The following is a 24,688-nucleotide window of genomic DNA, read 5'->3' as shown; positions in this document are numbered from 1 at the left end:
TGGGGCGAATTATAGAGAAATAAAATAGGCCGTCAACACCTATTTTGCCCTTTCATATAAAAGAGCAAACCAGGCAGGGAAGGGCACTTTGCCACCTATATAAAGGACACACTCTATATAGCTACAGCACACCCGCTTGGCGCAACGCCGCCACAGACTCCTCGCCCAGTCCGAGCACACGCGTCAGGACCTCAAGCGTGTGCTCACCCAACAGTGGTGGCGCAAGACGATATTCCACCGGCGTCTCGGACAACCGGATCGGGCTGGCCACCTGTGGCAAGGTTCCCGCCAGTGCATGAGGCATATTGATCGCCAGACCACGCGCCAGCACCTGTGGATCGGCAAACACCTGCGCCAGATCATTGATCGGCCCACAGGGCACGCCGGCCTGCTCCAACTGCGATACCCACTCAGAGGTGGTCTTGAATACTGTCGCCTGACGAATCAACGGAATCAGCTCCGCCCGATGGGCAACCCGCTTGGAGTTGGTCTGGAACCGAGGGTCGTCCGCCCACTGTGGTTGCCCGGCAACCTCAGCGAATTTTCTGAACTGACTGTCATTCCCTACCGTCAGGATGAAGTCGCCATCAGCCGTAGGAAAATCCTGATACGGCACAATGTTGGGATGAGCATTGCCCAGCCTGCGTGGCGCCACACCGGTCGTTAGAAAGTTCATCGCCTGGTTGGCCAGGCAAGCTACCTGGACATCAAGCAGCGCCATATCAATGTGCTGACCAGCGCCACCCTGATCCCGATGGGCCAGTGCCGCCAATATGGCAACCGTCGAGTACAGCCCGGTGAGGATGTCAGTCAGCGCTACACCCACCTTCACCGGACCGGCGCCCTCATCACCTTCAGGACGCCCGGTCAGACTCATCAGTCCACCGAGCCCCTGGATCATGAAGTCGTAACCCGCACGCTTGGCATACGGCCCCGTCTGACCGAACCCAGTGATAGAGCAATAGATAAGCCGCGGATTGATCGCCTTCAGCGACGCATAGTCCAGACCGTACGCAGCCAGACCGCCGACCTTGAAATTCTCGATCACGATGTCGGACTTGGCAGCCAGTTCCCGCACCAACTTCTGACCTTCCGGTCGGGTGAAGTCGATGGTGACGGACTGCTTGTTCCGGTTAGCCGACAGGTAGTACGCCGCCTCAGTGGTGTTCTCGCCCTCGCTATCCTTAAGGAAGGGCGGCCCCCAGGCGCGCGTATCGTCACCATTGCCGGGGCGCTCGACCTTGATCACCTCGGCGCCGAGATCCGCCAGTATCTGCCCGGACCAAGGGCCAGCCAGCACCCGCGACAAATCCAGAACCCGTAGATGTGAAAGCGCACCCATCGGCCGACTCCTTATAGAGAAGCTCTTATTAATAGAAGGCCTGAATGCCAGTCTGCGCACGCCCCAGAATCAACGCATGCACGTCATGGGTACCTTCATAGGTGTTTACCACCTCAAGGTTGACCAGGTGACGCGCCACGCCGAACTCATCGGAGATGCCGTTGCCACCCAGCATGTCCCGCGCCATGCGCGCGATGTCGAGCGACTTGCCGCAGGAGTTGCGCTTCATCATCGAGGTGATCTCGACCGCCGCAGTCCCTTCATCCTTCATCCGGCCCAGACGCAAGCAACCTTGCAAGGCCATGGTAATTTCGGTCTGCATATCGGCGAGCTTCTTCTGGATCAGCTGATTGGCCGCCAGCGGACGCCCGAATTGCTGGCGATCCAGCGTGTATTGACGTGCGGTGTGCCAGCAGAACTCGGCAGCACCCAACGCACCCCAGGAAATGCCATAACGGGCAGAATTGAGGCAGGTAAACGGACCCTTCAGGCCACGGACATCCGGGAAGATGTTCTCTTCAGGAACGAACACATTGTCCATTACGATTTCGCCGGTGATCGAAGCACGCAGCCCCACTTTGCCGTGGATCACTGGCGCACTCAGACCCGCCCAACCTTTTTCCAGTACGAAACCACGGATATCGCCAGCATCGTCTTTACCCCAGACCACGAACACATCGGCGATCGGGCTGTTGGTGATCCACATCTTGCTGCCGGACAGGCGATAGCCACCCTCGACCTTCTTGGCGCGGGTAATCATCGAACCCGGATCGGAGCCGTGGTTAGGCTCGGTCAGACCGAAGCAACCAATCCATTCACCGGAGGCCAGTTTCGGCAGGTATTTCTGCTTCTGCGCTTCGGTGCCGAATTCGTTGATAGGCACCATCACCAGAGAGGACTGCACACTCATCATTGAACGGTAACCGGAATCGACGCGCTCGACTTCACGGGCGATCAGGCCGTAGCACACGTAGCTCAGACCACTGCCGCCGTACTGCTCAGGAATGGTCGCACCCAACAGACCGACGTCACCCATTTCGCGGAAGATCGCAGGGTCCGTCTGCTCATGACGAAAGGCTTCGAGAACACGCGGCGCCAGCTTGTCGCGAGCGAACTGCTCGGCGCTGTTACGCACCATGCGCTCTTCTTCAGTGAGCTGTTGATCCAGCAACAGCGGATCGATCCAGTTGAAGCTTGCTTTGCCAGCCATGAGCATGTCCTCGCGAATTCAGTAAAAAAGTCGTGGGCTGATGCTAGGCGCGGATGAGGAATCCGGCAAACGAGGATTTCGCATGCTGTTGTGCTAGTTTCTCACTCCGTAACCTTTCAAAAAGGCTTTTTGGTCGACATACGAGTGAGGTAGAGGTACATGCGCAGAAAGATCCCTAGCACCACGGCGCTGATCAGCTTTGAAGCTGCCGCGCGGCACGAAAGCTTTACCAAAGCCGCACAGGAGCTTTCCCTCACTCAAGGCGCCATTTGCCGACAGATCGCCAGCCTGGAAGAGTTCCTCAACGTCGAGCTATTCCGACGCTCACGACGCGGTGTCAAACTAACCGAGGCTGGGCTTTCCTACAGCCGACGCGTGGCGACCCAGCTGGATGCGGTAGAGCGCGACACGCTTTCGGTAATGGGTCAGCAGGGCGCCAACGTGATCGAACTGGCGGTTGTACCGACCTTCGGCACCCAGTGGCTACTTCCACGACTCAAGGATTTCCAGCAACGCCACCCCGATGTAACCGTCAACCTGACCAACCGCACGCGACCCTTTTTGTTTGCCGACACTGATTTCGATGCCGCGATCTACTTCGGCGATGCCGACTGGTCGGGCACTGAGTCCCATCGCTTGATGGGCGAAAACCCGATGCCCGTGTGCAGCCCTCATTTACTCGGCAATCGCGACAGCCTGAGTGCAGAGGAAATCGCCGAACTACCGCTCCTGCAACAAACCACACGCCCATACGCTTGGCGCCAGTGGTTCAACGCCCTGAACCTGAACATCCCACGCGACATGACAGGCCCACGTTACGAGCTATTCTCCATGCTGGCCCAAGCGGCAATGCACGAGATGGGAATTGCCTTGATTCCGCCATTCCTTATCCAGCGTGAGCTGAAGGAGAAGCGCCTGGTAATCGCAAATCGTTATGCGCTGTCGAGTCTCAAGGCGTATTACCTGATGATCCCAGAGCGAAAAGTGGAATCAGCGTCACTTCGCGCGTTTCGCGACTGGCTGATCAGCGAAGCACAGAGCTACACCCTGCTTGGTTAAAGGCTTTCGGTGATTATTGACTTCGTAGTCAGAATATTATGGAACCTACAGATATAACTATATGTCGCCTTTCGCCTAACTGTACCGACCACCCAATTATCAAGCTAAAGTGCCTCAACTCAGGGTCTGTAGCCCGATAATGGAAAACTGGAAGGTCATTCACGCCACGAATCGTAAAAATTGTTCAACTTCACTTAAATCGACTACACGTCAAGTAATCCGTGGCCTACGTCCAATTCCAGCGACATAAAGTCACAGGGTGACTTGTAGTTAATATTTCGTCACCATTCATAAGTTGTTGAAGGGATCGTGCTTCGCCTGCAAAATGCCGCGCCCCGCCTTCGACTAAAGGAGGGGTCGTGCTGATCGGCCGCCCCAGTCGCACCATCCGTAGTGCGCTGGCCTTTAAAGATAAGAAAGACAAAAAGATCAAGCAGGAGATTTGACGTGCACATTGGTGTTCCTCTCGAAACCCAAGCGGGTGAAACGCGGGTTGCTGCAACCCCGGAAACCATCAAGAAGCTGATTGCCCAGGGCCATCGGATCACTGTGCAAAGCGGCGCCGGCATTAACGCCAGCGTCACTGACAGTGCTTACGAAACGGCAGGCGCAACGATCGGGACAGCCGCGGACGCCTTCGGTGCAGAGCTGATTCTCAAGGTCGCCGCCCCTCATGATCAGGAGCTGGCTCAGATAAAGAGCGGCACGCTGGTCGTCGGCATGCTCAATCCCTTCAATAGCGAGACCATTGCCAAGATGGCCGAATGCGGCATTACCGCGTTTGCCCTCGAAGCTGCGCCGCGTACCTCCCGCGCGCAGAGTCTCGACGTGCTGTCCTCCCAGGCCAACATCGCCGGCTATAAGTCCGTACTGGTCGCGGCGCATCACTATCCGCGCTTCATGCCGATGCTGATGACAGCAGCCGGTACCGTCAAGGCTGCACGGGTATTGATTCTCGGCGCTGGCGTAGCGGGGCTGCAGGCCATTGCCACCGCCAAGCGCTTGGGCGCAGTGATTGAAGCCTCGGACGTGCGTCCAGCGGTGAAAGAGCAGATTGAATCCCTCGGCGCCAAGTTCGTCGACGTCCCCTATGAGACCGATGAAGAACGCGAAGCGGCCGTCGGCGTTGGCGGTTATGCCCGTCCGATGCCGGCCAGCTGGATGCAGCGTCAGGCCGTCGCGGTCCACGAGCGCGCCAAGCAGGCCGACATTGTGATCACCACGGCATTGATCCCTGGGCGTAAAGCCCCGGTGTTGCTCAGTGCCGAAACGGTAGCGCAGATGAAGCCTGGCTCGGTGGTGATTGATCTGGCCGCAGCGCAAGGTGGCAACTGCCCGCTGACTGTCGCTGATCAAGTGATTACTGCGCATGGGGTGACCATCGTCGGCTACACCAACCTGCCGGCCATGGTTGCAGCCGATGCCTCCGCGCTCTACTCACGCAACCTGCTGGACTTCATGAAGCTGCTGTTCACCAAAGAAGGGCAGCTGGAGATCAATCTCGAAGACGACATCGTCGCCGCGTGCCTGATGTGCCGCGACGGCCAAGTCATCCGCAAAAACGCCTAAGGACAAGACGATGGAAGAGTTTATCTCCCCCGGTATCTACAACCTGATCATCTTCGTGCTGGCGATTTATGTCGGCTTCCATGTGGTCTGGAACGTAACCCCTGCGCTGCACACCCCGCTGATGGCCGTGACCAACGCCATCTCCGCCATTGTGATCGTGGGTGCCATGCTCGCTGCCGCCTTGACCGTCACCCCGCTGGGCAAAACCATGGGCACTCTGGCCGTAGCGCTGGCTGCGGTGAATGTGTTTGGTGGTTTCCTGGTCACCCGACGCATGCTGGAAATGTTCAAGAAAAAAGCGCCTAAGCCAGTAGAAGGGGCGAAGAAGTAATGAGCATGAATCTTGTCACCCTGTTGTACCTGATCGCTTCGATCTGCTTCATTCAGGCACTAAAAGGCCTGTCTCACCCGACCACCTCACGTCGCGGCAACCTGTTCGGCATGCTGGGCATGGCGCTGGCGGTGATTACCACCATCGGCCTGGTCTACAAGCTCGGCGAACTGTCGCTGGAGCAAGGCGGGGCATCCGCCGGTATTGGTTACATCGTTATTGGTTTGTTGGTCGGCGGCACCGCCGGCTCGATCATGGCCAAGCGCGTTGAAATGACCAAAATGCCGGAACTGGTGGCCTTCATGCACAGCATGATCGGTCTGGCAGCGGTGTTCATCGCCATTGCCGCCGTGGTCGAACCGCAATCGCTGGGCATCGTCCATCACTTGGGCGACACCATCCCTGCGGGCAACCGTCTGGAACTGTTCCTCGGTGCCGCCATCGGTGCGATTACCTTCTCTGGCTCGGTGATTGCGTTCGGTAAGCTGTCAGGCAAATACAAGTTCCGCCTGTTCCAGGGCGCACCGGTACAGTTCGCGGGCCAGCACAAACTGAACCTGCTGCTGGGCCTGCTGACGCTGGGCTTTGGCGTGATCTTCATCGCTACCGGCAACCTGGGCGCCTTTGCCCTGATGCTGGCCCTGGCGTTCGTCATCGGCGTGCTACTGATCATCCCGATTGGCGGCGCAGACATGCCCGTCGTGGTGTCGATGCTCAACAGCTACTCCGGTTGGGCAGCGGCGGGGATCGGTTTCTCGCTGAACAACTCGATGCTGATCATTGCCGGCTCGCTGGTGGGTTCGTCCGGTGCGATCCTCTCGTACATCATGTGCAAGGCGATGAACCGTTCGTTCTTCAACGTGATCGGTGGCGGTTTCGGTGGCGCTGTGGATACCAGCGGCCCAGCTGGTTCGAAAGAAGCACGTCCGGTGAAATCCGGCTCGGCTGACGACGCGACCTTCCTGCTGACCAACGCCGACACCGTGATCATCGTTCCGGGCTACGGTCTGGCGGTGGCTCGGGCGCAACACGCGCTGAAAGAGCTGACCGAGAAGCTGACTCACCGTGGCGTCACCGTGAAGTACGCGATCCACCCGGTAGCCGGGCGGATGCCGGGGCACATGAACGTGCTGCTGGCCGAGGCGGAAGTGCCATACGACCAGGTGTTCGAGATGGAGGACATCAACTCTGAGTTCGGCCAGGCCGACGTGGTGCTGGTGCTCGGCGCCAACGACGTGGTCAACCCGGCGGCGAAGAACGATCCCAAGTCGCCTATCGCCGGCATGCCGATCCTCGAAGCGTTCAAGGCCAAGACCATCATCGTTAACAAGCGTTCGATGGCCAGCGGCTATGCCGGTCTGGACAACGAATTGTTCTACCTGGACAAAACAATGATGGTGTTCGGTGACGCCAAGAAAGTCATTGAAGACATGGTCAAGGCCGTCGAGTAACACCTCGGCACAACCGTCCAGGCACGCTTCACTCTGACCCCAGCGCGATAAACGGCTGGGGTTTTTTACATCTGGAGAAACAGTGTTTTACAGCGCTCCCCCCGGTTTAGAGCCCTCGAATGCGACCTTGGTAGCGGGACGGAAAATAACCAACTGACTAGACTGAGGACTCGCTTCCAACACCCGAGATACCCACCATGTACAGTGATCGGATTCGCCTGCCTTCGCTTATGAGCAAGGTAATGAGCGCGGCAGATGCCGCAGCCCTGATTCAAGACGGCATGACCGTCGGCATGAGCGGCTTCACCCGAGCAGGCGAAGCCAAAGCCGTACCCAAGGCCTTGGCTGAACGCGCCAAACTATCTCCCCTGAAAATCAGCCTGATGACCGGCGCCAGCCTGGGCAACGACCTCGACAAGCAACTGACCGAAGCCGGCGTATTGTCTCGTCGCATGCCATTCCAGGTCGACAGCACGTTGCGCAAAGCAATCAACGACGGCTCGGTGATGTTCATCGATCAACACCTCTCGGACACCGTAGAGCAACTGCGCAACCGACAGATCAAAGCAGTAGACCTCGCGGTAATCGAATGCGTGGCGATCACGGAGGACGGTCATCTGGTCCTCAGTACCTCGGTGGGCAACTCCGCCAGCTTTGCCATTCTCGCCAAACAGGTGATCGTCGAGATCAACCTGGCCCAGCCGCTGGAGCTGGAAGGCCTGCACGACATCTATATCCCGAGCTATCGCCCAACTCGCTTGCCAATACCGGTACTCAAAGCAGACACCCGTATTGGCAATCACGCTGTGCAGATAGATCCGGCGAAGATTGTCGGCATTGTCATCAGCAACCAACCCGATTCGCACTCGACGATCCTGCCGCCAGACGCGGACACCCAGGCCATCGCCAGTCACCTGGTCGAGTTCTTCAAGAATGAAGTGCGCGAAGACCGCCTGACCAACAGCCTGATGCCGCTTCAAGCGGGGATCGGCACCATTGCCAACGCGGTGATGCATGGCCTGCTGGATTCGCCATTCCATGACCTGACGATGTATTCGGAAGTGTTGCAGGATTCGACGTTCGACCTGTTCGATGCCGGGAAGCTGAGTTTCGCCTCTGGCAGCTCGATGACCCTGTCAGCCGCCAAGCACGAAGAAGTGTTCCGCGACCTGAGCCGCTACAAGTCGAAACTGGTGCTTCGCCCGCAGGAGATTTCCAACCACCCGGAAATCATTCGCCGCTTGGGGATTATCGGCATCAACACGGCGCTGGAGTTCGATCTGTACGGCAACGTGAACTCCACCCACGTCGGCGGCACCAAGATGATGAATGGTATCGGTGGCTCGGGAGACTTTGCCCGCAACGCACATCTGGCGATTTTCGTTACCAAGTCCATCGCCAAGGGCGGCGCCATCTCCAGCGTGGTGCCGATGGTCAGTCATGTCGACCACACCGAGCATGACGTCGACATCCTGGTGACAGAGGTCGGTCTCGCCGATCTGCGTGGCCTGGCACCTCGCGAGCGCGCTCGTGCGGTTATTGATAACTGTGTGCACCCGTCCTATCGCGAAGCGCTGAACGACTACTTCGTCAGGGCCTGCAAACTGGGCGGCCATACCCCGCATGTGATGCGTGAAGCCTTCAAATGGCACACCACTCTGGAAGATACCGGCCGCATGCTGCCGGTTTGATCCCCATCGCGGAGGTTGGTGAACAGTTTTTGTATGGCCAACCCCCGCTCGAAATCTTTCCACGTAAAAACTGTACTGCTGTACCGGTGCTTTTCGGGACATGAGCGGCGATCAACGGTAGTCCGTCATCGAATTTGCACCATTTAGGTGCTCACCAGTACAGTTTGCCCGATAATGAGCAAAACAGTACCCATATACAGTTAACTGAACCATCACAATAGAGGTGAACTGTGTCTATGGTCTCTAGCCAAGAGAGAGGAAGATGGGCACCAGTCGAACCACTACCTAATCCCGCCACAAGCGGAAGGATGCTAACCATGGAACGTACACTCAGTTCCGATCTGTTCTTTGAAAACACCGAAACCGTTAAAGCTGTATGGCCTCTTCGCGCTTTCGCAAACCTGATGCTTTGGCAACGCCGCATCTCCAGCCGCCACCAACTGGCTCGTCTGGATGCTCGTCTGCTGGCTGACGCAGGTATCAGCGAATCACAGCGTTACGAAGAGTTGAGCAAGCCGTTCTGGCGCTAATTTAGCGCTCGCTGGTCCCAGATCTTATAGATCTCCCACCAGCACCCCAGATTTGTTCAAACAAAGCCCGTCGCAGGCAACTGCCGACGGGCTTTGTCGTTTCAGGCTCAGTCGTATTGAAGGCTGAATGTTACGGAAAATAAACCTCAGCAGTACAGTTTTATAAATTTTGAAAACGGCAAGTACAGTTAATTTTCTATTGTTTTTTAAGCACATAGCCCGCACTAAAGACACCTCTTGTCGCAGGACCGAACCAGGCAGTGACTCTAGATGGTGCAGACGGCACCTGTGCTATAGGCTGATACTTGTTCAGCTCATAACCTTTTTAGACTTGGAGCTCATCATGACCCGCCTCCACCTGTTCAGCGCGGTAGCCCTGCTGGCCGTTGCCACCGGCGCAAGCGCCTCAAGCTTTGTCGTTACCACCGATGCCGTGGTTCGTGCCGTCGATGCTTCCAGCAACGCCACCACGAATGTCTCGAACTCGACCTTCAAGGACAAAAAAATCATCCTCGCCGCCCGCGACGATGCCGCCAGCTTTGTCGCCAGCAAGGGAGATATCCGTGGCGTGCACCTGGAAGCCGCTCTGGATGCCATCCACCAGCAACTGCCACAGCTGAATGCCTCCGACGCTCAACTGGCTGAGGCCATTCTGTCGTTCTGATTCGTGGCTGCCAGACTGGTCCGCATTTGCCGGGCTGGCTCTGGGCCGGGCGTTGCGTCAGGGTCTGTTGGCAAGTGGCTACCGCTTGCAACCAAACACCAACAGACCCTAACCTTGCCCGCTCGAATCGATGGCCGACAGACACATGCGATTTCTATCCGTCCTTATTGTTAGCCTGTTCTGGATTTCTCAGGCACAGGCGTTTGATACGACCACGCAATCGCTGGTCGCCAGCGGCTTTGTTACCAGTAAGGTGACGTCCGCTCCCTTCGATAAAAAACTGATACTTGCCGCCCAGGATGATGCTGCAGCGTTTATCGCCAGTGATGGCCAACTGCGAGGAGCACAACTGGAGTCCGCATTGCGGTTTTTGCGTGAAGAACTGCAGCAATCCCAGCCAAAACTTTATGTCAGCGATGTTGAACTGGCTGAAGCAATCCTCGTCCAATAATCATGCTGTTTCTTCTGTTTTTTTGGAGACGTTCCATGCGTACCCCTCTGATTGCCGCCACCCTTGGCTTGTTGTTGATGGCCGGTGTCGCTCAGGCACAAACTGTAAAGGAGACCAGTAACATTGTCGTTCGTGCCTTCGGCCGCAGCGTCGATTTCACCTCCGACACCACCAGCTCGTTCCGTCACGCAAAACTCGTGGTTGAAGCCAAGGATGACGCCGCCAGTTATGTCGCCAGCCACGGCGATATCCGCGGGGCTCAGCTTGAAGCAGCATTCGATATCTTGCGTACCCGCCTGCCAGAAGCCCGAGACGCCAGCGACGAAACCCTCGCCGAAGCCATTCTCGCGCTGTGAGACGACTCTTTGGCTGGCTGCTGACCTCGGTATTGTTAATGGTCGGCAGCAACGCCTTCGCCGGGCTGAAACTGTCCCTCGACACTGACGGCCTTAGCCCCGCAGAACAACACGCCAGCCAAGTCCTGCTCGATGAAGCGATGCAGGCCTTGCCGCCCAGATTCATTGAGCAAATGGATCGCACCGTCATCGTTCATTGGGCTGACGATCTACCGAGCAATGCGTATGGCGAAGAGTTCGGCCCCCGCAAAATCGAGCTCAATCGCCGCCTGCTGGCCGGTTTGACCGACGGCTCTGCGGCCGCGCAGAAAACCAGTCGCCCCCATGGCACCACCCGCCGGGAAATGCTCGCCACGGTGCTGCATGAACTGACCCACGTTTACGACTTCGCTTCGCTGTGGTCGCAAGATGAACGTGCGCTGATCATCAGTTGCCAGCGTCAAACCAACAGCCTGGGCAAAGTCGGGCTGCCGGATCGCTGCCGTGGTGAAACAGATCGTCGCTATACCCTAAGCGACGACCCACGCTTGCTCGACCTGGCAGGCTGGCCGCAGTACGTCGGCCGCCGCGGCGAGCGGGAAGAGAAAAACCATCAGGTCGCCCGAAGTCCGGACATTTACGAGATCACCAATCCGCGCGAGTTCGTGGCCGTGAACATGGAGTACTTCCTGCTCGATGCGGATTACGCCTGCCGTCGCCCCGCGCTGTACGCGTACTACAAAGACCGCTTTGGCTGGGCGCCGGCCAGCAAGGACGAATGCCCGGCCGCATACCCGTTCCTCAATGCCGGCAGTGATTTTGGTACCACGCCGCTGGGCAAAATCGATCCCGAGCGCGTATACGCCGTCGATTACCTGCTAGCCGAAGCCAACCAGAACTGGGTCAGTCGCTGGGGTCATAGCATGCTGCGGCTGGTGATCTGCAAACCTGGACGCCCGCGCGGGCCGGATTGCCGCCTGGATCTGGACCAGCATCTGGTGTTGTCCTACCGCGCTTTTGTCGGCGACCTGCAGCTCTCCAGCTGGGACGGCCTGACCGGGGTCTATCCATCGCGCCTGTTCGTGCTGCCGCTCTCGCAAGTGATCGACGAATACACCAAAACCGAACTGCGCAGCCTGGCCTCGGTGCCGATGAACCTCTCACGGCCACAGATCAACGACCTGGTCGAACACGCCGCCGAGATGCACTGGAGCTACGACGGCAGCTATTACTTCATCTCGAACAACTGTGCGGTCGAGACCCTGAAAATGCTGCGCAGCGGCACTGATGATGCGCGCCTCAAGGGCCTGGACAGCATTATGCCCAACGGTTTGCTGGAGGTGCTCAATGCCCGAGGCCTGGCCGATACCAGCGTGCTGAAAGACCCGCGCGAGGCCTTGCGCCTGGGTTATCGCTTCGATTCGTACCGAGACCGCTATCAGGCGATGTTCAATATTCTGAAGAAACAATTGCCGATCAAACAGGCCAACGTCGAGGACTGGATGTCGTTGCCGGCCAAGGACCGCAAGCAGTGGTTTGCCCAAGCCGACTTGCGCACCAGCGCAGCAATATTGCTGTTGGAGCAGGCCAGTTTTCGACGTCAACTGCTGTTGGCTCAGGAAGAGGTCAAAGAGCGTTACTTGAGCGCCAAAGAACAGAAAGACGGCGGCGTTGCGCAAGCCACCGGCACCTTGCGCGAGATTCTGGCCAGCAGTGGCTTCCTCAGCCGTCCCGCAGAACTGCTCGACACTGGAGGTTACGGCTTGCCGCAGGCCAGTGAATGGCATCACCTGGAAGATGAAAGCAGCCAGCGCCAGAAACAGCTGCAACGCCTGAGCGGTGATCTGGACAAAGAAGTCCGCGCCTTGCTCGAACCCGACCGCGCCGCAGAAATCGCCGCCAACGAAGCCAACGTGAAACAAATCGGTGACCACTTGCGGGCGTTGCACAAAGCCGCTGGCGGGTTGGAGTTGCCGTAGTTCCCTGTCCCCGGTTTTACACCCCTGTAGGAGCTGCCGAAGGCTGCGATAAATCGACATCGCGAAGGCCGTTCCGGCCTTATCGCAGCCTTCGGCAGCTCCTACAGGGGATATGTGTATTGCCTGAAAACATAGAATCGCCCCAACATCACATACTCTCTCATTACTCTTTCACCCAACGAAAGCTGGCTGAAAGCTTGCCCCTTTAGGATCGCCACCGCTGCCGGCAACGACCGAGCAGTCATAAAAACAAAAGAGGTGATCCGATGTCCCGCCGTGCCTGCGTTTGTGCCCGATTCCGCCCCGTACTCCACGCGCCGCCAGCTCAGGGTTAATCCGCCCGGTCTGTCTTTCCTACGTCGCGCTGCATCTGGAGTATTTCTATGTTGACCTTCCTTGGCTTCGCCATGGTCATTACGTTCATGTACCTGATCATGAGCAAACGCCTTTCGGCGCTGATTGCCCTCATTCTGGTACCCATCGCCTTTGCCCTGTTTGGTGGTTTTGCCGCTGGCATTGGCCCGATGATGCTTGAAGGCATCACCAAGCTCGCGCCCACCGGCGTGATGCTGATGTTCGCCATTCTGTATTTTGCCATGATGATCGATTCCGGGCTGTTCGACCCGGCAGTGCGCCTGATCCTCAAGCTGGTCAAAGGCGACCCGGTCAAGGTCTCGGTGGGTACCGCCGTCCTCGCTCTGGTGGTGTCCCTCGACGGTGACGGCGCCACCACTTACATGATCTGCGTCGCGGCCATGCTCCCGCTGTACAGCCGCCTGGGCATGAGCCCACGGATCATGGCCGGGTTGATCATCCTCGCCGGCGGTGTGATGAACATGACGCCATGGGGCGGCCCGACAGCGCGGGCGGCCAGCGCGCTGCATGTCGACCCTTCGGACATTTTCGTGCCGATGATTCCAGCCATGCTGGTGGGCGTAGTGGCGATCCTGTTGATCGCCTGGCTCTACGGCAAACGCGAGCGTGCACGTCTGGGCGAACTGCATTTGCCGGGTGATGAGGTCGACCACAGCGAAATCAGCGTCTCGCAATTCCCGGAAGCTCGTCGGCCCAAGCTGATTTGGTTCAACGGCGCCCTGACCCTGACGTTGATGGCGGCCCTGATCGCTGGCCTGTTGCCGTTGCCGGTGTTGTTCATGATCGCGTTCAGCATCGCCATGATCGTCAACTACCCATGCCTGCAGGCACAGAAAGACCGCATCGCGGCACATGCCGGCAGTGTGTTGGCGGTCGTCGGGCTGATTTTCGCCGCAGGTATCTTCACCGGCATCCTGTCGGGCACCGGGATGGTCAAGGCAATGTCCCAAAGCCTGTTGGCGGTGATCCCCGATGCGCTGGGTCCTTACCTGGCGGTTATCACGGCGTTGGTCAGCATGCCGTTCACTTTCTTCATGTCGAACGATGCTTTTTACTACGGGGTGTTACCGGTTTTGGCCGAAGCAGCCAGCCATTACGGCATCAGCCCGGTGGAAATGGCGCGGGCTTCAATCGTCGGCCAACCCGTACATTTGCTGAGTCCGCTGGTACCTTCGACCTACCTGTTGGTGGCATTGGCGGGTATCGAGTTTGGCGATCATCAGCGCTTTACCCTCAAGTGGGCAGTGCTGGTGTGCCTGTGCATAATGTTCGCCGCCTTGCTGATGGGAATCTTCCCGCTCTACAGCAGCCTATAACGCAAACGCTCCATCCCCTTGTTCTAGAAGGGGCTTAACCGCTCAAAGGAATATGTAATGGAATGGCTGACCAACCCGGAAATCTGGGTTGCCTTTTTCACCCTGACTGCCCTGGAGATCGTCCTCGGCATCGACAACATCATCATGATCTCGATCCTGGTCAGCCGCATGCCCAAGGCCATGCAACCGCGCACGCGGATTTTTGGTCTGGCGCTGGCGATGATCACGCGCATCCTGTTGTTGCTGTCGATTACCTGGGTCATGCGCCTGACGGCAGATCTGTTCGTGGCGTTCGGCCAAGGTATTTCCGGCCGCGACCTGATTTTGTTCTTTGGTGGCCTGTTCCTGCTATGGAAAAGCTCCCAGGAGATTTATCACGGCCTGGAAGGTGAAGAAGAAACTCTCGACGAGCCGAAAGGCAAGGGCGGTCAATTCCTGTACACCATCATCCAGATTGCGATTATCGACATCGTGTTCTCGCTGGATTCGGTGATTACTGCCGTGGGCATGGTTTCCCACGTACCGGTGATGATCGCCGCCATCGTCGTCGCCGTACTGGTGATGATGTTGTGTGCAGGCGCCATCAGCGACTTCATCGACAAGCATCCATCGCTGAAGATGCTGGCGCTGTCGTTCCTGATCGTGGTTGGTACCGTGCTGATCGCCGAGTCTTTCGACGTGCATGTGCCCAAGGGCTACGTGTATTTCGCCATGGCGTTCTCGCTGGCGGTTGAGGCCATCAACATCAAGATGCGCACCGCGATGGCGAAAAAGAAAGCCCAGAGCGAGCCGGTCAAGTTGCGCAAGGATGTTCCGGGTCAGTAATTACGACGATAAAACCAATAACGGGGCCTCAAAGGCCCCGTTTTTATTGGGAAATTTCAAACGTCGATATGTGACAGTTTTGTTTCAAAATAGCTATTACCTATGCGATGCTGGCGCTTGGGCTGTTAGCCAACTAAAGCTTACGTGAGCGCTAAAACTCTCAAGGGATAACGCGTCGCTCGCCATACGCTGTACTTTTAATCCTCACCCGCTTGGGTGACCACAGGGGGCCTTCTATGCTGACCCTGCTCAATCTACTGTCTGCCGTGACCCTGTTGATCTGGGGCACGCATATTGTCCGTACCGGCATCCTGCGTGTGTACGGCTCGCAATTGCGCCGCGTACTCAGCCAGAACATGTCCAAGCGCCCGCTGGCGTTCGTCGCCGGGATTGTCGTGACTGCATTGGTGCAGAGCAGTAACGCCACGGCTATGTTGGTCACCTCCTTCGTGGGTCAAGGGCTGATGGCATTGACGCCGGCGCTGGCGATCATGCTCGGCGCGGACGTCGGTACCGCGCTGATGGCCCGAGTGCTGACCTTCGACCTGTCCTGGCTCTCGCCCCTGTTGATATTCCTCGGCGTGATCTTCTTTCTCTCACGCAAGCAAACCCGTGCCGGGCAACTGGGACGGGTGGGGATCGGCCTCGGCCTGATCATTCTGGCGTTGCAGCTGATTGTCACCTCGGCGGCGCCCATCACCCACGCAACCGGGGTGAAGGTGTTGTTCGCCTCCCTGACTGGCGATCTATTGCTCGACGCCTTGATCGGCGCCCTGTTTGCGCTGATTTCCTACTCCAGCCTTGCCGCCGTGCTGTTGACGGCCACGCTGGCCGGCTCGGACATCATCAGCCTGCCTGTGGCCATCGGACTGGTGATTGGCGCCAACATCGGCAGCGGATTGCTGGCCTTTCTCAGCACCAGTATGCAAAACGTCGCGGGGCGGCAGGTGGCGTTAGGTAGCTTGTTGTACAAATTACTCGGCCTGCTGCTGATCATCCCGGTACTGACCCCGCTCGTGGCCTGGATGGACTCACTGGACTTCAGTCCGCAAAGTCTGGTGATCAGCTTTCACCTGTCCTACAACACCCTACGCTGCCTGTTGATGCTGCCCTCGGTCGCGCCGATGGCCCGTGTCTGCGCCTGGCTGCTGCCGGAAAAAGCTGAAACCAATGGTGTGGCCAAACCGCGCCATCTGGATGCCACCGCACTGGTGACCCCAAGTCTCGCCCTGGCCAACGCTGTGCGCGAAACCCTGCGCCTGGGTGACCTGATCGAAAGCATGTTGCTGGCCATGCAAGGCGTGCTACGTGGCACACAAACCTCAGTCACGATTGAGATGCGTCGCCTCAGCGACGATGCCGAAGCGCTGTATAACGCGATCAAGCTCTATTTGGCCCAAATGCCACGGGAAGATCTTGGCGAGCAAGACAGCAGGCGCTGGGCAGAAATCATCGAGCTGGCGATCAACCTCAAGCTGGCCAGCGATCTGATCGAGCGCATGCTGCGCAAGATTCAACAGCAAAAGACCTCGCAACGCCGTTCGTTTTCGGAAGTGGGGCTGGAGGAGTTGACCGGTCTGCACGCACATTTATTGTCCAACCTGCGACTGGGCTTGTCGGTATTCGTCAGTGCCGATCCGGAGAGCGCTCGGCAATTGCTGCGTGAGAAACGTCGCTTCCGCGCGCAGGAGCGGCGGCTGGCCCACGCTCACGTCAGCCGTTTGCAACGCAAGGTGGTGCAGAGCATCGAGACCAGCTCACTGCATCTGGAACTGATCGCTGACATGAGGCGGCTCAACTCGTTATTCTGCGGTAGTGCATATGTCGTGCTCGAAACGTCGGAAACCGGTGCGCTGCTCAACGAGCCAGAGTCCGGGCAAGTGACCTGAACGACCGCGGCGCGACACAGTCTGCTAAACATACTGGTCCGCAAGGAAGCTTGTTTTATGCGTTGCCTGCTGTTTGTCTTCCTGCTGCTGAGCTCCACGCTCGCAATGGCGCTAGACCGCTATCAAGTTGAAGGTTATGAGTTGCCCAATGGCCTGCAAGTCCTGCTCAAACCGAGTACTGACAAGGGCCACGTTTCCATTCGGCTGGTGGTTGGGGTCGGCTTCGATGACTTCAGCTGTTCCGAAAAAGAACTGCCGCACCTGCTCGAACATCTACTGTTCAGCGGTATCGACGACAGCGGCGAAGGAGGGCTGGAGGAGCGCATGCAGGCTTTGGGCGGTGACTGGAACGCCTACACCAGCAACGCCGACACCACCTTCGTTATCGAAGCCCCCGCCCGCAATCAGCGTCAGGTTCTCGACTTGCTGAAAGCCATCCTGACCAACGCCCACATTGATGAAAAGACCCTCGAAAGCGTTAAGCGCATCGTCGAGCGCGAAGATGGCGGCCATTACTCTCACTTACAGCGCTGGCTCGATCACCGCGACCTTGGCCACGGTGCCAGCAAGCAATTGGCAGTCGAGTTAGGGCTCAAATGCGCGGAAAGACCGGACATCCAGTCGCGAACCCTGAACCAGATCGAGAACCTGCGCAGTCGCTGGTACGCGGCGAATAACATGACGCTGATCATCGTCGGTGACCTCGACCGCCTGCTGCCGGGGTACCTGGAACGTGTCTATGGCCAGTTGGCGGCGGTCGAGCCGGGCGAACATCCACCGCTTGCGCACATCCATCACCCGGCGGAGCCCGAGCGTAGTCTGGTCAGAGGCTGGCTCGGAGAGGGCGCGCGCTTGCATTGGTTCTTCCCGGAGCCGGTGCTGGAAAAACAGCACGATGAAACCTATGAATTGCTCAAGGGTTACCTGGAGTGGTCGCTCTACAAGACGTTGCGTCTGGATAAGGAACTGTCCTACGGGCCCTGGAGTGAACGTGAGGTGTTCGGCGATACCGGTTTCCTGAGCCTCAATGCCGATCTGGACCGCGATGACGTCGACCAGGCAATACAGGTGATGCGGGACCTGAGTGCGCGCTTGCAGAAAGATGGACTCGACCCGCAACCTTCGCTCGCCTGCAACAGGCCGTCATCGATAAGCAGGCGTGGAGCGCTCAAGGCAACAGCGCGCTGGCCGATTACTACTGGGGAGCATTGAGCGACTACGACAACGGCCGCTTCGCCGACCCGGCCAAACAACTCAAGGCCGTCACCCTCGACACCGCCAACAAGGCTCTGCGTCAGTTGCTGGCGCAGCCCGGTTACATCCGGGTGGAGAAGCCTCTGCTGAGTTATGACGGGCTGTATGCATTGGTGGCGGGCATTGTTGCGCTATTGGCCTTGTTACTGTGGTGGGCGCGCCGCAAGTTCCGCGCATAAATCGAAACATCTGTAGGAACTGCCGAAGGCAGCGATAAGGCTAAAACAGCCTTCGCGATGTAGATTCGCAGCCTGCGGCAGCTCCTACAAAAGATTTATGCCCGACACAGGCCCTGTTCGAGCCAACGTGTTGGCGAATGGATCGGCGCGGTTTTTCCTGGCGCAAAGTGCCATCATTCGGGCCACGGCTTGGTATCCTGTCGAGGATTTTTCCTACACATACAGTGAAGCGCCGAAATGCCCGATTTGAACCGCTATGTCACCCCTGTGCTTGATTTGATGAAGCGCTATCCGGGGTTAATTGCGCTCTTCGGTTTTGTCTCGGGCGTCAGCAGCTTCATTTTGGTGGACCGGCAACAACACCAGGCCAGCTTGATTGCCATCGTCCTGCTGCTCAGTTGGCTGTGGTTGATGGTCGAAAATAGCGCCGTGAAGCTGTTCGCCCAGGTCTTCAAACGCACCATTCCTGAGTCGGTGCTGCGTTACGGCACGCAGATGATCCACCAGGAAAGTCTGTTCTTCGTGCTGCCGTTTTTCTTCATCACCACCACCTGGAACAGCGGCCAACTGGTGTTTACCGGGCTGCTCGGCACCGCGGCGTTGCTGTCGATCATCGACCCGCTGTACTACAAATGGCTGGTACCCCGGCGCTGGCTATTCCTCGCGCTGCACACCCTGACGTTGTTTGCCGCGATGCTTACCGCGCTGCCAATCATCGTGCACCTGACCACCGCCGAGAGCTACAAACTGTCGCTGGGCATCGCCATGCTGCTGTCGTTTCCCAGCTTGATGTCGAGTTTTCCAATGAATCACTGGCGCCGGGCTGCATTGCTGCTGCTGGCGACGTTGGTCATCGGCGGTGCGGGATGGCTTTTGCGTTCCTGGGTACCACCGGCAACGTTGTGGATGACCGACGTCGCGGTCAGCACCGACTTCGACGATCAAAACCGCACACCCGGCGATAGCCTGACAGAAGTCAGCGCCAAGCAGCTACGCCGGACAGGGCTGTACGCCTACACCGCAATCAATGCGCCGCGCGGTCTGGACGAGCGGATTTACCATGTCTGGCGGCACAACGGCAAAGAGGTCGACCGCATCGCACTGGATATCCACGGCGGGCGCGAAGAAGGTTATCGTGCCTGGACCCACAAACAGAACTTCCCGGACGATGTGCTTGGCGATTGGGAGGTGAGGGTGCTGACCGAGGACGACCAGATGATTGGCGTGTTGCGCTTCGACGTTACCGATTCCGACCAGCCGCCCGTCACCCAACCCGCTGGCGATCCGGCAGGGCTTAAGCCTGCCAGCTCGGGGCAAACCTACTAAGCTCGGAACTTATGACCACACCTACTCTGGCCGGCAGCGCCCTCATGGACTCATCGATCAGCCCTCCAAAGCTGAGGATTTCGGGCGACTGGACGCTGGTCCATTACCACCACCTCAAGGCGCAGTTGAAGCAGCTGACGGATCGGTACGACAACCGAACCCCTGTCGATCTGACTAACCTCGGCGCCCTCGATACCGCCGGCGCTTCACTGCTGGTGGAGCTGTTCGGTTGCGAGCGAGTGAGCCAACTGGCGGGCACCGCGCCCGGGCTGTCCAGCTCCAGTCGCGCCTTGATGCAGAACATTCAAGTGGCACTTTCTGACTTCTGCGAGCCGCTCAAAGAGCCGGAACAAGCCGTGGGCATGCAACTGCTGCTGCGCATCGGCAGGGCGGTGGATACGGTCTGGCAGGACACCCTGCAATTGCTCGGTTTTATCGGGCTTATTCTCGAAACCATAATGCTGAACTTGCCACGCCCGAAACGCTGGCGAGTGACTTCAGTCATTTCGCACATTGAGCAAACCGGCCTCGACGCTGCGCCGATTGTGGCATTGCTGACCTTTCTGGTCGGCGCGGTGGTGGCGTTCCTCGGTGCAACGGTGCTGAAAACCTTCGGCGCCAGTATCTTTACCGTGGACCTGTTGGGCTTCTCTTTCTTGCGCGAATTCGGTGTACTGCTGACCGCGATCCTCATGGCCGGTCGCACCGCCAGCGCTTACACCGCGCAAATCGGCTCAATGAAAGCCAATGAAGAAATCGACGCCATCCGCACCTTGGGCCTGAGCCCGATTGAACTGCTGGTGGTGCCACGGATTCTCGCGTTGCTGATCTCGCTACCGATCCTGACTTTTGTCGCGATGGTGTCCGGGATCATTGGCGGGGCGGTAGTGTGTGCGGTGTCGCTGGATATTTCCCCGGCGCTGTTCCTGTCATTGCTGCAAACCGACATCGGTGTTCAACACTTTCTGGTCGGTATTCTCAAAGCACCGGTCTTCGCCTTTCTGATTGCCTCAATCGGTTGTCTGGAAGGATTTAAAGTCAGCGGCAGCGCCGAGTCCGTTGGCGCACACACCACTTCGAGTGTGGTGCAGTCGATCTTTGTGGTCATTGTGCTGGATGCAGTGGCTGCGCTGTTTTGCATGGAGATGGGCTGGTGACTGTGACCACAAGTACACCGCGCGATGCGGTGATAGAAGTGCGGGGCTTGTGCAATCGTTTTGGTAACCAGAGCGTGCACGAGAACCTTGATCTGGACCTTTATCGAGGCGAGATTCTCGCTGTGGTCGGAGGCTCCGGCGCGGGTAAATCAGTGTTGTTGCGCAGTATTGTCGGGCTGCGTCGACCGGATGAAGGCCAGGTGAAGGTGCTGGGCCAAGACCTACAGAGCTTGTCGGAAAAAGACCGCTCAAAAGTCGAACGGCGCTTCGGCGTGCTGTTTCAGAAAGGCGCGTTGTTTTCCTCGTTGACCGTGACCGAGAACGTGGCGCTGCCACTGATTGAACACGCCGGCCTGAGCCGGGACGAAGCCGCGCACCTGGCCAGTGTGAAACTGGCACTGGCCGGCCTGCCCCTGTCGGCGGCCCATAAATACCCGTCGTCCTTGTCCGGCGGAATGATCAAGCGAGCCGCGCTGGCCAGGGCATTGGCACTGGACCCGGATATTCTGTTCCTCGACGAGCCCACCGCTGGCCTTGATCCAATTGGCGCCGCAGCCTTCGATCAATTGATCCTGACCTTGCGCAATGCATTGGGCCTAAGTGTGTTTCTGGTCACCCACGATCTCGACACGCTCTACACCATCACCGACCGCGTGGCGGTACTGGCAGACAAACGCGTACTGGTCGCCGACGCCATCGACAAGGTCTCGGCCACCAACGATGCCTGGATTCATGAATATTTCCATGGTCCTCGTGGCCGGGCGGCCTCGGTCGCCACACAGCAGAAAGAGGTTTGACGATGGAAACCCGTGCCCATCATGTGCTGATCGGCCTGTTCACCGTAATTGTGGTCGCCGCAGCGCTACTGTTCGGTTTATGGCTGGCCAAATCCAGCGTCGATACGGCGTTCAAAGATTACGAAATCGTGTTCAACGAGGCGGTAACCGGTCTGTCGCGCGGGAGCGCGGTGCAATACAGCGGGATCAAGGTCGGTGACGTGGTGCAATTGCGCCTCGATCCGGAAGACCCACGCCGGGTACTGGCGCAGATTCGTCTCGCCGGCGATACGCCGATCAAGGAAGACACCCAAGCCAAACTGGCGATCACCGGCATCACGGGCACCTCGATCATTCAGCTCAGCGGCGGCACACCAGGAAGCCCGGACTTGACCGGCGTCTACGGCAAACTGCCGGTGATCATTGCGTCGCCGTCACCCATCGCACGCCTGTTCAATGACACTGGCGACCTGTTGTCCGGCCTGACCCAGTTGCTGCACAACACCAATGACATGTTCTCCGAAGACAACATCAAGAACCTGACCCAGACCTTGCAACACATGGAACAGGCGACGGCGGTGATCGCCGATGAACGTGAAGATCTTCGTCAGACACTCAAGCAACTGGCCGTCGTCAGCCGGCAGGCCAGTGGCACCCTCGAACAATTCTCGCTGCTGGCACGCGGCGCTCACGACATGCTCAACAGCGATGGCAAACAATTGTTCGCCAACGCCGAGCAAGCGATGAAGTCCATCGAACAGAGCAGTTCGACCATCAATGCCTTGCTCAACAGTAATCATGATTCGATCAATAGCGGCATGCAGGGCCTCGCCGAACTGGGCCCGGCCGTCCGGGAACTGCGTGACACCCTGGCCTCATTCCGTACCATTTCCCGCCGCCTGGAAGCCAACCCCAGCGGTTACCTTCTGGGCCGCGACAAGAACAAGGAGTTTGCGCCATGAGGCTTACCCGTCACACGTTGGGTCAATTCGCGGTGGCCGGGGCGTTATTGCTCTCGAGTGGCTGTTCGATCTTGCCGCAGGCCGAACCCTCAGACGTTTATCGCCTGAGCACGGCGCAACCCGCAGCGGCGAGCCAGGGCACGCCTGTCGCCTGGTCGTTACGGATTGTTCGCCCGCGTGCCAGCGAAATGCTCGACAGCCCGCGCATTGCCGTGGTGCCTCAGGGTGATGTGATCAGCAACTACAAAGGCGCGCGCTGGACCGATCCGGCGCCCGTGGCGTTGCGCAATCGACTGCTCGACGCCTTTTACCGGGACGGGCGCCTCACGTCCCTGAGCACGGATGACAGCAACCTGCAGGCTGATTTTGAGTTGAGCGGGGAGTTGCAGTCGTTCCAGAGCGAATACCACGGCACCGCGATTGATGTGGTGATTCGTCTCGATGCACGCTTGGCCAATGACCGGCAACGCATCGTTGCCAGCCATCGTTTCGAAGTGCATCAGGCAGTCGCTGATAAACAGGTCGGCTCAGTGGTGGCGGGCTTCAATAAAGCCGCCGATACCCTGTCCGCGCAGGTGCTGCAATGGACCGTCGAACAGGGCCAGCAACATTACGCGACGCTGCCGAAGAACCAGTAGCACACCAGAATGGCCGCGATCACTCCGGCCAGTTCGGCCATCAGCGCGCAACCCACTGCATGTCGCGCGCGCTGAATACCGACTGAGCCGAAGTACACGGCCAGCACGTAGAAAGTGGTTTCGGTGCTGCCTTGAATCGTCGCAGCCACCAGCGCCGGGAAGCTATCGACGCCCTGGTTTTTCATGGTTTCGATCAGCATCGCCCGCGCGGCGCTGCCGGAGAACGGCTTGACCAACGCGGTCGGCAAGGCATCAACGAAGCGCGTGTCCCAGCCGGCCCATTGCACCAGATGACGAATCCCGTCGAGGCCGAAATCCAGCGCCCCCGACGCCCGTAACACACCCACTGCACACAACATCGCGACCAGATACGGCAGCAGGTTTTTCGCAACGTCGAAGCCTTCCTTCGCGCCCTCGACAAACGCCTCGTAGACCTTGACCTTTTTAAAGGAGGCGATCAGCAGAAACATCATGATCAAGCCAAACAGGGTCAGGTTGCCGAGGATCGACGACAGGCTGGCTAGCGCCGTTGCCGAGAGCCCGGCCAGCAAGGCCATGAAACCGCCAAGCAGCAGCGCACCGGGAATCAGATAGGCCAGGACCACCGGGTCCCAGAGTCGCAGGCGCTGCATGAAGGCCACCGACAACAGGCCAACCAGCGTCGAGGCACTGGTTGCCAGCAGGATCGGCAGGAACACCATCGTCGGGTCCGCGGCACCTTGCTGTGCGCGGTACATGAAGATAGTCACCGGCATCAGCGTCAGCGACGAGGCGTTGAGCACCAGGAACAGAATCTGCGCGTTACTGGCGGTGGTCTGGCTGGGGTTCAGCTCCTGCAAGGCACGCATGGCTTTTAGGCCAATCGGCGTTGCGGCGTTGTCCAGCCCCAGGCCGTTGGCGGCGAAGTTGAGGGTGATCAGACCTAGCGCGGGATGACCCGGCGGCACTTCAGGCATCAGTCGGGCAAACAACGGGCCGAGGACTTTGGCCAGCCAGTCGACAATTCCGGCTTTCTCGGCGATACGCAGGAAGCCCAGCCACAGGGTGAGGGTGCCAAACAGCAGCAGCATGACGTCAACCGACAGCTTGGCCATGGCGAAGATGCTTTCCACCATCGCCGCGAAAACACCCGCATTCCCGCCGATCAGCCATTGCGTCAGCGCCGATACCGCCGCCACCACAAAAAAGCCAAGCCATAGCCCGTTGAGCATCAGTAAGTCCCTCAGAAGATGCGGCGATGATAGCGGTGGGGAGCGACAACAACAAACCACTCTGTCTGTAGGCCACAAACCTTGTAGGAGCCAACTTGTTGGCGAGGCGGAGTACCTGTAACACCGCGTCAAGCTGCTCGCTAACAAGTTAGCTCCTACAGGTCGTTT

At 58.3% G+C, this 24,688-nt stretch carries 20 protein-coding genes and 2 pseudogenes; 19 read left to right on the top strand and 3 right to left on the bottom strand.

Translation table 11 applies throughout. The features are described 5' to 3' along the window. Positions 1 to 121: 121 nt before the first annotated feature. Both ACF0H7_RS32270 and ACF0H7_RS32265 read right to left on the bottom strand, forming a co-directional pair. A complete protein-coding gene (locus ACF0H7_RS32270; RefSeq protein ID WP_397450816.1) occupies positions 122 to 1,342 on the bottom strand; it encodes a CaiB/BaiF CoA transferase family protein in 1,221 nt (406 codons plus the stop codon). Positions 1,343 to 1,370: 28 nt separating this feature from the next. Next, positions 1,371 to 2,552: an acyl-CoA dehydrogenase gene (locus ACF0H7_RS32265; RefSeq protein WP_397450815.1), complete on the bottom strand. Its 1,182-nt coding sequence runs from the start codon at positions 2,550 to 2,552 to the stop codon at positions 1,371 to 1,373. Between the two features lie 159 nt (positions 2,553 to 2,711). Between ACF0H7_RS32265 and ACF0H7_RS32260 the strand changes: the two genes are divergently transcribed. From ACF0H7_RS32260 to ACF0H7_RS32170, 19 genes and pseudogenes are all read left to right on the top strand, one after another. Then, positions 2,712 to 3,611: a LysR family transcriptional regulator gene (locus ACF0H7_RS32260; protein ID WP_397450814.1), complete on the top strand. Its 900-nt coding sequence runs from the start codon at positions 2,712 to 2,714 to the stop codon at positions 3,609 to 3,611. Positions 3,612 to 4,058: 447 nt separating this feature from the next. Further along, on the top strand, positions 4,059 to 5,180 hold the full coding sequence (locus ACF0H7_RS32255) for a Re/Si-specific NAD(P)(+) transhydrogenase subunit alpha (protein WP_397450813.1): 1,122 nt from the start codon (positions 4,059 to 4,061) through the stop codon (positions 5,178 to 5,180). A 10-nt stretch (positions 5,181 to 5,190) separates the two neighbouring features. Then, a complete protein-coding gene (locus ACF0H7_RS32250; RefSeq protein WP_397450812.1) occupies positions 5,191 to 5,511 on the top strand; it encodes an NAD(P) transhydrogenase subunit alpha in 321 nt (106 codons plus the stop codon). Next, positions 5,511 to 6,962, top strand: a complete 1,452-nt coding sequence (locus ACF0H7_RS32245) for an NAD(P)(+) transhydrogenase (Re/Si-specific) subunit beta (protein ID WP_397450811.1) — start codon at positions 5,511 to 5,513, stop codon at positions 6,960 to 6,962. The genes ACF0H7_RS32250 and ACF0H7_RS32245 overlap by 1 nt, the downstream gene beginning before the upstream one ends. 197 nt (positions 6,963 to 7,159) lie before the next feature. Further along, positions 7,160 to 8,653, top strand: coding sequence for an acetyl-CoA hydrolase/transferase family protein (locus ACF0H7_RS32240; protein WP_397450810.1), 1,494 nt, complete (start codon positions 7,160 to 7,162; stop codon positions 8,651 to 8,653). 317 nt (positions 8,654 to 8,970) lie between these two features. Continuing rightward, on the top strand, positions 8,971 to 9,183 hold the full coding sequence (locus ACF0H7_RS32235) for a DUF1127 domain-containing protein (RefSeq protein WP_397450809.1): 213 nt from the start codon (positions 8,971 to 8,973) through the stop codon (positions 9,181 to 9,183). 343 nt (positions 9,184 to 9,526) lie between these two features. Then, positions 9,527 to 9,847: a DUF2388 domain-containing protein gene (locus ACF0H7_RS32230; RefSeq protein WP_397450808.1), complete on the top strand. Its 321-nt coding sequence runs from the start codon at positions 9,527 to 9,529 to the stop codon at positions 9,845 to 9,847. 145 nt (positions 9,848 to 9,992) lie between these two features. Beyond that, complete coding sequence (locus ACF0H7_RS32225) at positions 9,993 to 10,298, top strand: DUF2388 domain-containing protein (protein ID WP_397450807.1); 306 nt, start codon at positions 9,993 to 9,995, stop codon at positions 10,296 to 10,298. Between the two features lie 35 nt (positions 10,299 to 10,333). Next, complete coding sequence (locus ACF0H7_RS32220) at positions 10,334 to 10,654, top strand: DUF2388 domain-containing protein (protein WP_397450806.1); 321 nt, start codon at positions 10,334 to 10,336, stop codon at positions 10,652 to 10,654. Continuing rightward, complete coding sequence (locus ACF0H7_RS32215; RefSeq protein ID WP_397450805.1) at positions 10,651 to 12,612, top strand: DUF4105 domain-containing protein; 1,962 nt, start codon at positions 10,651 to 10,653, stop codon at positions 12,610 to 12,612. Before ACF0H7_RS32220 ends, ACF0H7_RS32215 begins: the two co-directional genes overlap by 4 nt. Positions 12,613 to 12,995: 383 nt before the next feature. After that, complete coding sequence (locus tag ACF0H7_RS32210; protein WP_397450804.1) at positions 12,996 to 14,303, top strand: CitMHS family transporter; 1,308 nt, start codon at positions 12,996 to 12,998, stop codon at positions 14,301 to 14,303. 57 nt (positions 14,304 to 14,360) lie between these two features. After that, the gene (locus ACF0H7_RS32205) at positions 14,361 to 15,128 is read left to right on the top strand and encodes a TerC family protein (RefSeq protein ID WP_397450803.1); all 768 of its coding nucleotides are present in this window, start codon (positions 14,361 to 14,363) and stop codon (positions 15,126 to 15,128) included. A gap of 236 nt (positions 15,129 to 15,364) precedes the next feature. After that, the gene (locus ACF0H7_RS32200) at positions 15,365 to 17,017 is read left to right on the top strand and encodes a Na/Pi cotransporter family protein (protein WP_397450802.1); all 1,653 of its coding nucleotides are present in this window, start codon (positions 15,365 to 15,367) and stop codon (positions 17,015 to 17,017) included. A 57-nt stretch (positions 17,018 to 17,074) separates the two neighbouring features. Next, positions 17,075 to 18,450: pseudogene (locus tag ACF0H7_RS32195) on the top strand (M16 family metallopeptidase). Positions 18,451 to 18,687: 237 nt separating this feature from the next. Next, positions 18,688 to 19,752: pseudogene (locus ACF0H7_RS32190) on the top strand (DUF5924 family protein); the annotation flags it as partial. A 35-nt stretch (positions 19,753 to 19,787) separates the two neighbouring features. Next, positions 19,788 to 20,933, top strand: a complete 1,146-nt coding sequence (locus ACF0H7_RS32185) for an MlaE family lipid ABC transporter permease subunit (RefSeq protein WP_397450801.1) — start codon at positions 19,788 to 19,790, stop codon at positions 20,931 to 20,933. Between the two features lie 2 nt (positions 20,934 to 20,935). Next, on the top strand, positions 20,936 to 21,730 hold the full coding sequence (locus ACF0H7_RS32180; RefSeq protein ID WP_397454100.1) for an ABC transporter ATP-binding protein: 795 nt from the start codon (positions 20,936 to 20,938) through the stop codon (positions 21,728 to 21,730). A gap of 2 nt (positions 21,731 to 21,732) precedes the next feature. Beyond that, complete coding sequence (locus ACF0H7_RS32175) at positions 21,733 to 22,671, top strand: MlaD family protein (RefSeq protein WP_397450800.1); 939 nt, start codon at positions 21,733 to 21,735, stop codon at positions 22,669 to 22,671. After that, positions 22,668 to 23,309: an ABC-type transport auxiliary lipoprotein family protein gene (locus ACF0H7_RS32170; RefSeq protein WP_397450799.1), complete on the top strand. Its 642-nt coding sequence runs from the start codon at positions 22,668 to 22,670 to the stop codon at positions 23,307 to 23,309. The genes ACF0H7_RS32175 and ACF0H7_RS32170 overlap by 4 nt, the downstream gene beginning before the upstream one ends. On the opposite strand, the gene ACF0H7_RS32165 is transcribed toward ACF0H7_RS32170, so the two are convergent. Continuing rightward, on the bottom strand, positions 23,282 to 24,520 hold the full coding sequence (locus tag ACF0H7_RS32165) for a nucleoside recognition domain-containing protein (protein ID WP_397450798.1): 1,239 nt from the start codon (positions 24,518 to 24,520) through the stop codon (positions 23,282 to 23,284). The genes ACF0H7_RS32170 and ACF0H7_RS32165 overlap by 28 nt on opposite strands. Positions 24,521 to 24,688: the final 168 nt, after the last annotated feature.

This window comes from Pseudomonas sp. NA-150, from assembly GCF_044336365.1.
Taxonomy (GTDB): domain Bacteria; phylum Pseudomonadota; class Gammaproteobacteria; order Pseudomonadales; family Pseudomonadaceae; genus Aquipseudomonas.
The sequence above is the reverse complement of the archived record's forward strand: the minus strand, read 5'-3'. Positions and strand labels throughout refer to the sequence as shown.